The organism is Conexibacter woesei DSM 14684 (genome assembly GCF_000025265.1).
GTDB classification, from domain to species: Bacteria; Actinomycetota; Thermoleophilia; order Solirubrobacterales; family Solirubrobacteraceae; genus Conexibacter; species Conexibacter woesei.
On record NC_013739.1, the window covers coordinates 2,347,606 to 2,362,063 of the forward strand.

A 14,458-nucleotide genomic window follows, 5' to 3' on the forward strand; every position below is an offset into this window, starting at 1 on the left:
CATGCCCGAGACACCCGCGACGTTCCCGCTCCCCGACGCAGCCGTGATCGACGCGCGCGTGCGGCTGCCGAGCCCGCTCCGCGTCGCGCTGCGCGACGCCGGCGAGGTCTACGACGACTACGACGCGGTGCTCGACATCGGCGCGGCGTGGACGAAGAGCGTCGGGGAGCTGCGTGCCGAGATGGACGCCGCGGGCGTCGACCACGCGATCGTGCACGCCGAGTACGAGCAGGGCGACGTCGCCGACGCGTTCAACGACGAGCTGGGGCGGCTCGTCGCGCAGGAGCCGGCGCGCTTCTCCGGCTTCGGCACCGTCAGCCTCGACCGCCTCGACATCATGCGCGCGGTGCGGCAGGTCGAGCGCGTCGGCGCGCTCGGCCTGCGCGGCGTCAATCTGCAGCCGTCGTTCTTCGGGCTCGCGCTCGACGACCGCCGGATGTACCCGATCTACGCGAAGGCGACCGAGCTGGGGCTGGCGATCGCGCTGCACACCGGTGTCAACTACTCGCGCAGCCATCCGATCGAGGCCGAGCGGCCCGTCCGGCTCGACCAGATCGCCTGCGACTTCCGCGAGGCGACGCTGATCGCCTGCCACGGCGCGTGGCCGTGGGTGCCGGAGATCGTCGCGGTCGCCCGGCGCCACCCCAACGTGCTGATCGACTTCGGGGGGCTGGCGCCGAAGTACGTCGGCATGCCCGGCTCGGGCTGGGAGCTGCTGCGGCACTTCATGGACCGCGGCCTGCGCGACCAGGTGCTGTTCGCGACCGACTGGCCGGTCTTCCCGCAGCAGCGCGCGCTGGAGGAGTGGCGCGACCTCGACCTGCGCGAGGAGACGCTCGCGGCGCTGCTCGCCGGCAACGCGCGCAGGCTGCTCGCGGGCACGCGCGACGCCGTTCCGGCGTGACCGGAGCGCGCGCGGGGGCGGGAGCGGGCGCGGGCGCCGGCCGCGCGGCAGGCACGCTGCGCGCCGACATCGCCGTGCTCGGCGGCGGCACGGCGGGGGCGGTCGTCGCCGCGTCGCTGATCGAGCGGACCGGCGCCTCGGTCCTGCTCGTCGAGGCGGGACCCGACTACGGCGCCCACGCCGACGGCCGCTGGCCGGGCGATCTGCTCGACCCGCTGACGCTGCCGCAATCGCACGACTGGGGCTACGACAGCGGCCCGCTGCCCGGCGGCCGCACGCTCCCGTTCGAGCGCGCGCGTGTGATCGGCGGCTGCTCGGCCCACAACGGCTGCTCGCAGACGGCGGGCCTGCGCGCCGACTACGACGCGTGGGGCCTCGACGGCGCGGGCGCCGGCGCCGAGCGCTTCGAACGCCGCCTGCGCGACGCGGCCGAGCGGATGCGCGTCCGCCACTACCGCGACGACGAGCTGACGCCGCTGCAACGGGCCGCGCTCGACGGGCTCCTCGCGCAGGGCGTCCCGCGCACCGACGACCTGCTCGACCTCGACGGCGGCGTCGGCTGCGGCCCCTCGCCGGTCAACGTCGCGCACGGCGTCCGCTGGAACGCCGCGTTCTCCCACCTCGACGACGTGCGCGGGACGGCACGCCTGCGGGTGCTCGCCGACGCGCACGTCGACCGTGTCGAGCTGGCGGGCGCGCGCGTCCTGCGCGCGCACGTGCTGCGCGACGGCACCGCGACGACGATCGAGGCGGATCGCTTCGTCCTCTGCGCCGGTGCCTACGGGAGCCCCGCCGTGCTGCTGCGCAGCGGCGTCGGCGCGCCCGGGGAGCTGCGCGCGCTGGGGATCGAGCCGCGGCTGGCGCTGCCGGGCGTCGGCCGCAACCTGCACGACCATCCGACCGCCGAGCTGCGCTTCGCCGGCAGCGAGCGGCTCGCGCGGGAGCTGGCGGCGTTCGGTCCGGCGCCTGAGGAGCAGGTGATCGCGAAGCTCCGCTCCCCCGGCGGGGACGGCCCGTTCGACCTGCACCTGTTCCCGTGGGCATCGCGGGAGGAGGGGCGCTGGGTCTGCCACCTGCCGGCCGGCTGTCTGACGCCGCGCTCGCGCGGTGCGCTGACGCTGCGCTCCGCCGATCCGCTCGCGGCGCCGCTGCTGGGCCACGCATTCCTCGCCGACGAAGAGGACGCCGACCTCGCCGCGCTGCGGCACGGGCTCGAGCGGATGCGCGAGCTGGCCGCGTCGCCGGCGCTGGCGCCGCTGCTCGGCGAGCCGCTCGACGCGCTCAGCGCCGGGACGGAGACGGGGGAGGACGCGATCCGCCGGGGGGTGGCGCACTACTGGCATCCGGCCGGCACCTGCGCGCTCGGGTCCGATCCCGCCGCCGGCGCCGTCGTCGACCCGCGCGGGCGTCTGCACGGCTGCGACAACCTCTGGGTCGTCGACGCCTCGATCTTCCCGGCGGTGCCGCGTGCGACCCCGAACCTGTCGGTCGTCGCGCTCGCCGCGCACGTCGCGGAGGCGGTCGCATAGGCTGTTGCCTCCGATGGCCGAGAAGACGCCGACCAGAAGAGCCCCGCGCAGAGCGGCCGAGCAGACGCGCCGCGCGCAGTCCGAGCGCACGCAGCTGCACCTGCTCCAGACGGCGACCTGGCTGTTCTCAGAGCGTGGCTTCCACGGCACCGGCATCCGCGACATCGCGGACGCGGCCGGCGTCGCGGTGTCGGCGATGTACTACTACGCGAGATCGAAGGACGAGGTCCTCGACGCGGTGATGCAGCGCGGGCTGGAGCGGCTCGACGGCGCCAGCAGCGAGGCGCTGGAGGGCGTCTCGGGCGCGAGCGAGCGGCTCGCGACGCTGATCTCCGTCCACGTCGCGCTGCACGCGCGCAACCCGCGCACGACGAGCGTCATCGACCAGGAGCTGAACGCGCTGCCCGCGCCCGTCCGCAAGCGCACGCTCGCCCAGCGCGACGTCTACGAGGCGCGCTGGGAAGCGGTGCTGCGGGCCGGGGTGGACGGCGGCGAGTTCGTCGAGCGCGGCCGCGTCGGCCGCCTCGCGCTGCTGCAGATGTGCACCGGCGTCGCGCACTGGTACAGACCGCGCGGCGAGATGAGAGTCGTCGAGCTGTGCGACCGCTTCGCCGACATGGGCCTCGCGCTGATGGGCGCACGACGGGGCGGGGAGGCCGTCGAGGTCGCCGCGCTCGACCTCGCCCCGCGTGAGCGGCTGCTGCCGCTCGTCGAGATCCCGACCGAGCCGCGTCGCAAGCCGTCGGGCGCCTGACGGCTGCTCGCTCGTTGATCGAGCGTTCGATAGCATCACCTCGGCATCGTCCCGCCGCCCGCGTGCGGCCGTCCTGAGAGGTGTGTGCTTGCCGATGTCCGTTCCCGCCGCCCCCGACCCTTCGTCCGTGCGGGTGCGCACGGTGCTCGGCGACGTCCCGGCCGACACGCTCGGCCACACCCAGCCGCACGAGCATGTGCTGTCGGACATGTCGTCGATCATCCAGCCGTGGGGCCTGCAGACGCTGGCCGGTCAGGACCAGGTCTCGACCGGCACCGGCGCGATGTCGGTCGGCAGCGAGTTCCCGGCGAGCGTGCGGCAGCGCGTGACGGAGCCGATCGCGCTCGGCAACTACGACTGGATCCGCCGCAACGTCCTCAACCAGGACAACATGCGGCTGCTGTCGGAGGAGGACGCCGTCGCGGAGCTGGCGCTCTACCGCGCGGCCGGCGGCGGAGCGGTCGTCGACTCGACGCCCGTCGGCATGGGCCGCGACCCGCTCGGCCTGGCGCGCGTCGCGCGCGCGACGGGCGTGCAGATCGTGATGGGCAGCGGCTACTACGTGCACGACTACCACCCGCGCGGGCTCGATCAGGTCGCGCGCGAGGCGATCCGCGACGAGATCGTGCGCGACGTCCGCGACGGCGTCGGCGACACGGGCGTCCGCGCGGGCCTGATCGGCGAGATCGGGCTCAGCTGGCCCGTCCACCCGACCGAGGCGACGGTGCTCGCGGCCGCGGCCGAGGCGCAGGCGATCACCGGCGCGGCGCTTCAGATCCACCCGGGGCGCGCTCCGCAGGCGCCGCTCGACGCGATCCGGCAGGTGCAGGCGGCCGGCGGCGCGCCGGAGCGGACGATCATGTCGCACATCGACCGCACGCTGTGGGAGCTGGACGACATGGTCGAGCTGGCCCGCACCGGCTGCTGGCTGGAGCTGGACCTGTTCGGGCAGGAGTCGAGCTACTACGGCCTCAACCCCGACGCGCGCCGTCCCAACGACCGCACGCGGATCGAGTGGCTGATCGCGCTCGCGGAGGCCGGCTTCGGCGACCGGCTGCTGATCGCCCAGGACATCTGCCAGAAGGTCTACCTGCGGCGCTACGGCGGACCCGGCTACACGCACATCCTCGAGCAGGCGGTGCCGCTGATGCGGCGGATGGGGATGGACGCCGCCGCCGTGCGGCGCGTGACGGTCGAGAACCCCGCCGCGATCCTGGCGCTGGCGTAGCCGATGGCGAGCACGACGCCGGCGCGCCGCGCGCGCTCGGAGCGCACAGAGCTGCACCTGCTGAGGACCGCGACCTGGCTCTTCTCCGAGCGCGGCTTCCACGGCACGAGCATCCGCGACATCGCGGACACGGCCGGCGTCGCGGTCTCGGCGATGTACTACTACGCGGCGTCGAAGGACGAGCTGCTGGTCGCCGTCATGCGGCAGGCGCTCGAACGCCTGCTCGACGCCAGCGCGCGCACGCTGGAGGGCCTCGACGGCCCGAGCGAGCGGCTCGCGACGCTGATCGGCGTCCACGTCGCCCTGCATGCTCGCAACCCGCGCACGGCCGGCGTCGCCGACCACGAGCTGAGAGCGCTCGCGCGCACGACCCGCAGGGCGATGCTGGCCGAGCGCGACGCGTACGAGGCGACGTGGGTCGAAGTGCTGCGCGAGGGCGCCGAGACGGGGGAGTTCGCCGACCGCGGCGGCGTCGACCGTCTCGCGCTGCTGCAGATGTGCACCGGCGTCGCGCAGTGGTACAAGCCGAGAGGGGACGTCTCGATCCCCGAGCTGTGCGCTCGCTTCGCCGACATGGGGCTCGCGCTGTCCGGCGCGCGGCGCGGCGGAAGACCCGTCGTGGTGGGCGATCTGGAGATCCCGTCGCCGGATCTGTACCTGCCGCTGGTGGAGATCCGCAGCGAGCCGCGCCGCAAGCCGGCGCGTTCCTGATCGCCCCGCGCGGGAGGATCCGGACGTGCGCTTGACGTGGGCTCTCGTTTGCTCTTCAATTGATCGAGCGTTCGACAAGTTCGAAAGCTCGGACGGGGCGAACGCGGACCAGCGAAGAGAGAGGTAGCAGAGCATGAGGGCACACTCGTTCCGGGCCGTCGCGGGCGCCGTCGCAGTCGGCGTCGCGCTGCTTGGCGCCGGCTGCGGCCGATCCAGCGAGGACGCCGGCGGCACGACGGCCGGCGTGAGCAGATCGGCTCCGCTCTCGGCCACGACGCCCGCCGGGTCCGCCGAGGTCGACAGCGCGACGTGGGCGATGTACCGCGACACGATCACGGTCGACCCGATCTTCGCCGGTGACTATCCCGAGCGTCAGGTCGTCGCGCTGATGTGCGAGTCGCTGCTGCGCCAGCAGCCGGACGGCACGACGGCGCCGGGCCTGGCGAGACTCTCCTACCGCGACCCGAGAACGGTCGTGCTCACGCTCGCCGACGGCGTCAGATTCTGGGACGGCAGCCCGCTGACCCCGGCTGACGTCGTCTACAGCATCGACCGCAACCGCGACCCGAGAGTCGGCGGGTACTGGGCGAGCAACTTCGGTAGCGTCGACACTGTCACCGTGACTGGCGAGCATGAGGTGACACTCAAGCTCAGACGGCCGGACTACTGGCTCGAGGGCGTGCTCTCGTTCATGGCGGGAGTGGTGGTGAAGAAGTCGTACGCGCAGGAGAGAGGCAAGGACTACGGCACGCCGAGCGGCGGCGCGATGTGCACCGGCTCCTACAGACTCGGCGCCTGGAGAACCGGCGGCGCGGTCCAGCTCGTGCGCAACGACGACTACTGGAACTCCGGCGTGAGACCGCACGTGCGAGAGCTCAGCTTCAAGGGAGTGCCCGACCACTCCGCCCTCACCGCCGGCCTGCTGACCGGCGAGATCGACGGCACCTACCCGCTCGGGCTCTCGACGCTCGACCAGCTGCGCCAGAGCGACGCGGTCGAGGTCTACGAGGGGCCGTCGTACATGGTCGGCGCGATGATCCTCAACCTCGACGGCCCGCTCGGCGACGTGCGCGTGCGCCAGGCGCTGTCGTTGGCGCTCGACCGCCAGGGCATCGTCGCGACGACCTTCAAGGGCACCGCCGAGCCCTCGCGTGCGCTCGCCAGCCCCGGCACCTGGGGCTACGCGAAGGACGTCTTCAGCGCCGCGTGGGACGCGCTCCCCGCGCCTGAGCCCGACCTCGACGCGGCCAGAAGACTGGTCGAGGAGGCCGGCGCGAGCGGCAGAGAGATCACGATCGCGACGTCGAGCGAGCTGCAGAACATCGACACCGACGCGAACGCCTACCGCACCGCGGCCGAGGCGATCGGGCTGAGAGTCAAGCTGAAGTCGAGCCCGGCGGCCGTCTACTCGAACCTCTTCGTCGACGCCGACGCGCGCAAGCAGGTCGACGCGTTCGCGACGATGAACTACGCCAACTGGGGCGACCCGGCGTCGCTCTACGCGCCGCTGACGTTCGCCGACGGCAGCCAGAACTACTACGGCTACAGATCCTCCGCCGCGAGCGCCAAGCTGGAGCAGGCGCGCGCCACCGCCGATCCGCAGGAGCGCGCGCGGCTCGTCACCGAGGCGCAGCAGACGATCACCGAGGAGCTGCCCTGGATCGCGACCGTCTCGCCGCACACGGTGCTCGTGATGAGCTCGAAGCTGACCGGCGCGCCGGCCTCCTCGGTCTACCTGTCGTCCCCCTGGGCCGACACGCTCGGCGGGAGAGGGTAGGCGGATGGCTCAGCTGCTCGTGCGACGGCTCGGGATGCTGCTGCTGACGCTGCTGATCTCGAGCTTCGCGATCTTCTCGGCGCTGTCGCTGGCGCCGGGCGATCCGCTCGCAAGCCTCTCCGGCGGGCGCGCGCTGCCGCCCGAGAGCGTCGCGGTGCTCGAGCAGCGGTTCCACCTCGACGACCCGTTCCTGCTGCGCTACTGGCATTGGCTCAGCGGCGCCGTCCAGGGCGATCTCGGCGTCTCGATCATGCTCAGACAGAACGTCTCGGAGCTGATCGGGGCGCGGATCGGCGTGACCGCGACGCTCGTGCTCTACGCGGCGCTGCTGATCGTCCTGTTCGGCGTCGCCGCGGGCGTGCTCGCCGCGCTGCGACCGGGCTGGCTGGACTCCGCCGTGCTCGTCGTGACGGCGGTCGCCGCGGCCGTCCCGTCGTTCCTGCTGGCGGTGATCCTGATCAGCGTCTTCGCCGTCAACCTCGGCTGGTTCCCGGCCTTCGGCGACGGCAGCGGCGGCTTCCTCGACCGCATCTGGCACCTGACGCTCCCGGCGGTCGCGCTCGCGGGCTACTCGATGGCCGTCGTCGCGCGCGTCACGCGCGCGGCGGTGCGCGAGGAGGCCGGACGCGAGCACGTCCAGACCGCGATCAGCCGGGGAGTCCCGTATCGGCTCGTGATCAGCCGGCACGTCCTGCGCAACGCGGCGATCCCGATCTCGACGGTCGTCGGCATCACGGTCGCGTCGCTGATCGCGATCAGCGCGGTCGTCGAGCGCGCGTTCGGGCTCAACGGGCTCGGCGCCTACCTGATCAGCGCCGCGCTGTCGAAGGACTTCGCGGTCGTGCTCGGGATCGCGCTCGTGCTCGTGACGGCGTTCGTCGTCATCAACACGCTCGTCGACGTCGCCGCCGCGCTGTTGGATCCGCGCGTCAAGACCGGGGGGAAGGCGTCGTGAGTGCGATCGGAGCGGGCGGGATGCTGCGCCGCCGCCGCGCCGGCACGACGACGCTCGGCCGCCGCACGCGCTCGCTCGGCGTCGTCGGCGTCTGCTCGGCGGTCGTGATCGCCGTGGCGGCGCTGATCGCCGTCTTCGGCCCGCTGCTGGCGCCGCACGACCCCAACGCCAGCCAGCTCTCGAACGCCTTCTTCGGCCCGGCCGCCGGCCACCCGCTCGGCTTCGACGGACAGGGCCGCGACCTGCTGTCACGCCTGCTCGCGGGCGCGCGCACCTCGCTGCTGGGGCCGCTGTTCGTCGTCGCCGTCTCGATGACGGCCGGCGTCTCGATCGCGATCGCCTGCGCCTGGTTCGGCGGTCGCGTCGACCGCGCCGCCTCGGCCGCGCTCAACGTCCTCTTCGCGTTCCCGGCGATCCTGCTGGCGGTCGTCGCCACGACGGTCTTCGGCCCCGGCCTCGTCGCCGCCTCGCTGGCGCTGTCGATCGCCTACACGCCGTACATCGCGCGCGTCGTGCGCAGCGCGGCGGTGCGCGAGCGCTATCAGCAGTACGTCGAGGCGCTGGAGGTGCAGGGCCTGCCGGGGCGGGTGATCTGTCTCCGCCACCTCGTGCCGAACGTGGCGCCGATCGTCGTCGCGCAGGGCACGACGCTGTTCGGCTACGCGATGGTCGACCTCGCCGCGATCTCCTACATCGGGCTCGGCGTGCAGCCGCCCGACGCCGACTGGGGCGTGATGGTCGCGCAGGGCCAGTCCGGCGTGCTGCAGGGCTATCCGGCCGAGTCGCTGGCGGCGGGCGGCTGCATCGTCGTGGTCGTCGTCGCGTTCAACCTGCTCGGCGAGCGCCTCTCGGCGCGCTCGGGCAGCGCTCCGTCCCCCGCCGCACCAGAGGAGGCCGCCGCATGAGCGGGCCGCTGCTCGAACTCGACGACCTGGCGGTCGTGCTGCCCGTCGAAGGGCGCCCGCAGACCGTCCTGCACGGCGTCTCGCTGGCGATCGGCGCGGGCGAGGCCGTCGGGCTGGTGGGCGAGTCGGGCTCCGGCAAGTCGATGACGGCGCGCGCGGTCGCCCGGCTGCTGCCGCGCGGCGCGACGGTCAGCGGCGGCATCCGCTTCGACGGCCGCGACGTCCTGGGGCTGCGCGGCGCCGGCCTGCGCGACTACCGCGCCGAGGTGTCGGTCGTCTTCCAGGATCCGCGCACGCACGTCAACCCGGTGCGGCGGATCGGCGACTTCATGACCGAGGCGCTGTGCACGAACGGGCACGTCCGTCCCGCGGAGGCCCGCCGGCGCGCGATCGCGCGGCTCGAGGAGGTCGGCATCGACGACGGCGAGCGGCGGCTGCGGCAGTACCCGCACCAGCTCTCGGGCGGGCTGCTCCAGCGCGTGATGATCGCGACGGCGCTGCTGACCGAGCCGCGGCTGCTGCTGGCCGACGAGCCGACGACCGCGCTCGACGTGACGACGCAGGCGGAGGTGATGGCGATCCTCGACGAGCTGCGCCGCGAGCGCGGGCTGTCGCTGCTGTTCATCACGCACGACCTGGAGCTGGCGAGCGCGGTCTGCGACCGCACCGCCGTGATGTACGCCGGGCAGCTGATGGAGACGCGGCCGTCGGCGCGCCTGCACGACGCGCCGCTGCACCCGTACACCGCCGCGCTGACGGCGGCGCGGCCGAGCGTCGAGCAGGCGACGGCGCGGCTGACCGCGATCCCGGGGCGGCCGCTGTCGGCGTTCGAGGCGCCGCCGGGCTGTCCGTTCGCGCCGCGCTGCCCGCACGCCGAGGAGCGCTGCCGGGCGGCGCGCCCGCCGTTGCGGGAGCTGGACGACGGCGCGGTGCGCTGCGTGCGGGCGCAGGAGCTGCACGGCCGGCTGCTGGTGACGCATGCCTGATCCGGTGCTGGAGGTTCAGGGCCTGCACAAGGCGTTCGGCGACGTCGTCGCGGTCTCCGACGTGAGCTTCTCGCTCGCGCGCGGCGGCTCGCTGGCGATCGTGGGGGAGTCGGGCTCGGGCAAGACGACGGTCGCGCGGATGATCGTCGGGCTCGAGCGCCCGACCGCCGGCACGATCCGCGCGTGCGGCGAGGACCGCTCCCGGCCGACCGCCTCGACGCGGGAGCGGCGCCGCCGCGCGCGCGAGGTGCAGATCGTCTTCCAGGACCCGTACTCGAGCCTCGACCCGCGCCAGAGCGTCACGCGCTCGCTGGAGGAGATCGTGCGCTTCCACCGTGGCGGCAGCGCGAGCGAGCGCGCGGCGCGCGTCGCCGAGCTGGCGGAGCTGGTCGGCCTCGACGAGCGCCAGACGCGCGCGATGCCGCAGGCGCTCTCCGGCGGGCAGCGGCAGCGCGTCGCGATCGCGCGGGCGCTGGCGGCCGAGCCGCAGGTGCTGATCCTCGACGAGTCGGTCGCCGCGCTCGACGTCTCGATCCAGGCGCAGGTGCTCAACCTGCTGGCCGAGATCCGCGAGCGGACGGGCGTCTCCTACGTGCTGATCAGCCACGACCTCGCGGTCGTGCGCCAGCTGACGGAGGAGGCGATCGTGATGCGCGGCGGACGCGTGGTCGAGCAGGGCACGACCGCGCGTGTCCTCGACGACCCGCAGGACGACTACACGCGGCTGCTGCGTGCGAGCGTCCCGCGACCTGGCTGGAAGCCCGCGCGGCGGCCGCGAAGCTCTTGTAATTGAACGAGCGATCGATAAGATTGACGCGAGGCTCCGGCGGTTGCGGCCGGACGTCGAGCGACCCACGTGAGAGATCGAGGTACTGACATGGTGGACCCGTTCCAGTCGGCGACCGAGCTGGCCGCCCAGGTGCGCCGGCGCGAGGTGACCCCGAGCGAGCTGGTCGAGGCGACGCTCGCGCGGATCGAGCTGCACGAGCCGAGGCTGAACGCGTTCTGCCACGTCACGGCCGACGCGGCCCGCACTGTCGCGCGCGAGCAGGACGCGCGGCTGGCGGCCGGCGAGCAGGACCTGCCGCCGTTCTTCGGCGTCCCGATCGCGATCAAGGACCTCCACCCGGTCGCCGGCTGGCCGCTGTGCAGTGCGTCGATCGGCGCGGCGCACCCCGTGATGGAGCGCGACGCGGCGGCCGTCGCCGCGCTGCGTGGCGCCGGCTTCGTCTTCGTGGGCGGCACGACGTCGCCGGAGTTCGGCACCGTCTCGGTGACGGAGTCCCACCGGCACGGCGTCACGCGCAACCCGTGGGACCTCGGGCGCAGCCCCGGCGGCTCCAGCGGCGGCGCGGCGGCCGCCGTCGCGGCCGGCGTCCTGCCGATCGCGCACGGCTCGGACGGCGCCGGCTCGATACGCGAGCCGGCCAGCTACTGCGGCCTCGTCGGGCTCAAGCCCAGCCGCGCGCTGGTGCCGTCCGACATCCACGCGATGGAGGGCCTCGCGACGGAGGGCGTGCTGACGCGCACGGTCGCCGACACCGCGGCGGCGCTCGACGTCTTCGCGGCCGCGCCGCGACGCAGCTGGTACGTCGCGCCGCCCGCCGCACGCTCGTACGCGGAGAGCGCGTCGGTCGATCCGCCGCGGCTGCGGATCGGCTGCAACCTCCAGCCAGCCTTCCCCGGCGTCGACGTCCATCCGCACGCCGCGCAGATCGGGCGCGCCGCCGCCGGCCTGTTGAGCGACCTCGGCCACGACGTCCGCGACGTGCGGCTCCCGGGGCTCGACCCGGAGTGGTTCGAGCGCACGTTCGACGTCCTCTACGCCGCCGGCTCGGCCGACGTGCCGATCGAGGACGAGGCGAGAGTCGAGCCGCTCAACCGCACGCTGCGCGAGCGGGCGCGCGCGACCGACGCGCTGACCTACATCGACGCGGTCTACGCGCTGCAGCTCAGATCGGCCGAGCTGATCGGGCTGTGGGACGAGATCGACGTGATGGTGACGCCGACCAACCCGCTGCTCGCGCCGCCGGAGGGGTGGCAGTGGGAGGGGCAGGAGGACGATCCATGGCGTCCGCTGCGGCGGGCGGAGCAGACCGCCTCGCTGACCGTCCTCGGCAACGTGCTCGGCCTGCCGGCGATCTCGATCCCGCTGTTCTCCCAGCCGGACGGGATGCCGCTCGGCGTGCAGCTGATGGGCAGACCGTGGCAGGACGGCACGGTCCTGTCGCTCGCCGGCGAGCTGGAGCGCGCGCGTCCGTGGCATGACCGCCGTCCGGCGGGCTTCGCGTAGGCCGGAGGCGATCGAGCGATGACGACGCGGCTCCCGCGCATCACCGACTACGTCGACCACTGGGCGCACGCGCGACCCGAGCGCGAGGCGCTCGTGGGCGACGACGTGCGCCTGACCTACGGCCAGCTGCGCGGCGAGGTCGACCGCTGTGCGGCCGCGCTCGTCGCCGGCGGCGTGCGCCACGGCGACCGCGTCGCGCTGCTCGGCGACCCGCGACCGGAGTCGCTCGTCGTCTTCCTCGCAACCGCGAGCGTCGGCGGCATCTGGGTCGGGCTCAACCCGAAGTACACGACGGGGGAACTGGCGCACGTCGTGCGCGACAGCGAGCCGGTCGTGCTGTTCGGGATGCTCGACCCCGGCGACGCCGCGCACGCGGAGAAGCTGCGGGAGCTGAGCGAGCTGGCGCCGATGCGCGTCGTCACGCGCGGCCGCGCGCTGCAGGGCCTGTCGACCGCCTACGGCGACTTCGCCGACGTCGACCTCGGCGCGCTCGGACCGCAGCTGGAGCGGGCGCGCGCGGCGGTCGGCCCGCTCGACCCGGCCGCGATGATCTACACGTCGGGCTCGACCGGGACGCCGAAGGGCGCGCTCGTGCCGCACGGCGGCCTCGCCTTCTGCGGCAGCGTGCAGGCGGGGCGCTGGTACGGCGACGCGCCGCGCAAGCTCTGCGACCTGCCGATCAACCACATCGGCGGCCTCGGCGACATCTGCACGTCGGTGCTCGCCGCCGGCGGGACGACCGTCTTCATGGAGCGCTTCGACGCGGCGGGCGCGCTGCGGACGGTCGAGCGCGAGCGGCTGACCCACCTCTACTGCATCCCGACGCAGCTGCTGGCGGCGGTGCGGACGCCGGAGTGGGAGAGCTGCGACCTCAGCTCGCTGGAGTGGATCCTGTGGGGCGGCGCGGCCGCGCCGCTGCGGCTGCTGGAGACGCTCGCCGCAACCGGCGCGCGGCTCGGCACGAGCTACAGCCTGACCGAGTCGACGGGCTCGGTCACCTACACCGACGAGGGCGACCCGCTCGAGCTGCTGGCGTGGAGCGTCGGCCGCGTCGACCCGCACTACGAGGTGACCCTGCGGCGTGAGGACGGGACGACGGCGAGAGCGGGGGAGTCGGGCGAGATCCTCGTCCGCGGCGACTTCATCACGCGCGGCTACTTCCGCCGCCCGCAGGAGACGCGCGCGGCGATCGACGCCGACGGCTGGCTGCACACCGGCGACCTCGCGCAGGAGGAGGCGGGCGGCCACGTCCGCCTCGTCGGCCGTCTCAAGGAGATGTTCAAGTCGGGCGGCTACAACGTCTACCCGCGCGAGATCGAGACGGCGCTGGAGGCCCATCCGGCGGTCGCGCTGGCGGCCGTCGTCGGCGTGCCGGACGAGCGCTGGGGCGAGGTCGGCCACGCGTACGTCACGACGCGCGCGGACGTCAGCGCGCAGGAGCTGGAGCGCTTCGCGAAGACGCGCCTGGCGAACTACAAGGTGCCGAAGGCGTTCTGGCTCGAGTCCGAGCTGCCGAAGCTGCCGATCGGCAAGGTCGACAAGGTCGAGCTGCGCCGGCGCGCCGCCGCGGCCGGCTGAGGCGGGCGCGTGCGCCTGCGCCTGATCCGCAACGCCACGCTGCGGCTGGAGTACGCCGGCCGCGACCTGCTGCTCGACCCCTGCCTCGACGACGCCCGCAGCTGGGCGCCGATCGAGGGGATCCTCCACGCCGACGTGCCGAGCCCGCTGCGCCCGCTGCCCGAGCCGGCCGAGCGGGTCGTCGCCGGGCTCGACGGCGTGCTCGCGACCCATCTCCACGTCGACCACTGGGACGCGACGGCGCGGCGGCTGCTGCCGGCGGCGATCCCGCTCGCCTGCCAGCCGGCCGACGCCGCGGCGCTGCACGCGCAGGGCTTCACGGCGGTGCGAGCGGTCGAGGGCGGGTCCGCCGCCGAGTGGCTCGGGATCGAGCTGCAGCGGACCGGCGGCCGGCACAGCGCCGGGCCGGCGGCGGAGGCGCTCGGGCCGGTCAGCGGCTTCGTGCTGCGGGCGCCGGGCGAGCCGGTGCTCTACGTCGCCGGCGACAGCGTCTGGTGCGAGGAGGTCGAGCAGGCGCTGGCGCGCCATGCCCCCGATGTCGTCGTCCTGAACTGCGGCGCGGCCAGCCTCGCCGACGGCGAGCGGATCACGATGGACGCCGGCGACGTCGCGCGCGTGCTGGAGGCCGCGCCGGCGGCGATCGTCGTCGCCGTGCACTTCGAGACGGTCAGCCACTGCGTGCTGACGCGCGAGCAGCTGCGCGCGGCGCTTCCCGGCGCGCCGGGCGCGCCGGCGCGACTGCGCGTGCCGGACGACGGCGAGACACTTCTCCTGTCTCTGTAGTTAGTCGAACGATCGATCAAAATGATATGCTGGACCACGCCCGCACCCGACGCTT

13 protein-coding genes are annotated in these 14,458 nt (G+C 74.0%); all 13 read left to right on the plus strand.

All coding sequences use genetic code 11. The features are described from left to right. Position 1 precedes the first annotated feature (1 nt). The 13 genes from CWOE_RS11125 (at position 2) to CWOE_RS11185 (ending at position 14,403) form a co-directional block, all read left to right on the plus strand. Positions 2-904 carry an amidohydrolase family protein gene (locus CWOE_RS11125; RefSeq protein WP_012933707.1) on the plus strand — a complete coding sequence of 301 codons (903 nt, stop codon included), beginning with the start codon at positions 2-4 and terminating at the stop codon, positions 902-904. Next, positions 901-2,433 carry a GMC family oxidoreductase gene (locus CWOE_RS11130; protein WP_012933708.1) on the plus strand — a complete coding sequence of 511 codons (1,533 nt, stop codon included), beginning with the start codon at positions 901-903 and terminating at the stop codon, positions 2,431-2,433. Before CWOE_RS11125 ends, CWOE_RS11130 begins: the two co-directional genes overlap by 4 nt. 13 nt (positions 2,434-2,446) lie before the next feature. Next, complete coding sequence (locus tag CWOE_RS11135; RefSeq protein WP_012933709.1) at positions 2,447-3,187, plus strand: TetR/AcrR family transcriptional regulator; 741 nt, start codon at positions 2,447-2,449, stop codon at positions 3,185-3,187. Between the two features lie 127 nt (positions 3,188-3,314). Further along, positions 3,315-4,415, plus strand: a complete 1,101-nt coding sequence (locus CWOE_RS11140; protein WP_160165502.1) for a phosphotriesterase family protein — start codon at positions 3,315-3,317, stop codon at positions 4,413-4,415. A 3-nt stretch (positions 4,416-4,418) separates the two neighbouring features. Further along, a complete protein-coding gene (locus tag CWOE_RS11145; RefSeq protein WP_012933711.1) occupies positions 4,419-5,126 on the plus strand; it encodes a TetR/AcrR family transcriptional regulator in 708 nt (235 codons plus the stop codon). Between the two features lie 133 nt (positions 5,127-5,259). After that, positions 5,260-6,903 (plus strand): ABC transporter substrate-binding protein, encoded by a 1,644-nt coding sequence (locus CWOE_RS11150; protein ID WP_012933712.1) that lies wholly within the window; start codon positions 5,260-5,262, stop codon positions 6,901-6,903. A gap of 4 nt (positions 6,904-6,907) precedes the next feature. Further along, the gene (locus CWOE_RS11155; protein ID WP_012933713.1) at positions 6,908-7,858 is read left to right on the plus strand and encodes an ABC transporter permease; all 951 of its coding nucleotides are present in this window, start codon (positions 6,908-6,910) and stop codon (positions 7,856-7,858) included. Beyond that, entirely contained in the window at positions 7,855-8,763 is a 909-nt protein-coding gene (locus CWOE_RS11160) for an ABC transporter permease (RefSeq protein WP_236262269.1), read from the plus strand. The genes CWOE_RS11155 and CWOE_RS11160 overlap by 4 nt, the downstream gene beginning before the upstream one ends. Then, positions 8,760-9,749, plus strand: a complete 990-nt coding sequence (locus tag CWOE_RS11165; RefSeq protein ID WP_012933715.1) for an ABC transporter ATP-binding protein — start codon at positions 8,760-8,762, stop codon at positions 9,747-9,749. Before CWOE_RS11160 ends, CWOE_RS11165 begins: the two co-directional genes overlap by 4 nt. Beyond that, complete coding sequence (locus tag CWOE_RS11170; protein ID WP_012933716.1) at positions 9,742-10,542, plus strand: ABC transporter ATP-binding protein; 801 nt, start codon at positions 9,742-9,744, stop codon at positions 10,540-10,542. Before CWOE_RS11165 ends, CWOE_RS11170 begins: the two co-directional genes overlap by 8 nt. An 84-nt stretch (positions 10,543-10,626) precedes the next feature. Further along, a complete protein-coding gene (locus tag CWOE_RS11175; protein WP_012933717.1) occupies positions 10,627-12,042 on the plus strand; it encodes an amidase in 1,416 nt (471 codons plus the stop codon). 18 nt (positions 12,043-12,060) lie between these two features. After that, the gene (locus CWOE_RS11180; RefSeq protein ID WP_012933718.1) at positions 12,061-13,620 is read left to right on the plus strand and encodes a class I adenylate-forming enzyme family protein; all 1,560 of its coding nucleotides are present in this window, start codon (positions 12,061-12,063) and stop codon (positions 13,618-13,620) included. Between the two features lie 9 nt (positions 13,621-13,629). Then, positions 13,630-14,403: an MBL fold metallo-hydrolase gene (locus CWOE_RS11185; protein WP_012933719.1), complete on the plus strand. Its 774-nt coding sequence runs from the start codon at positions 13,630-13,632 to the stop codon at positions 14,401-14,403. Positions 14,404-14,458: the final 55 nt, after the last annotated feature.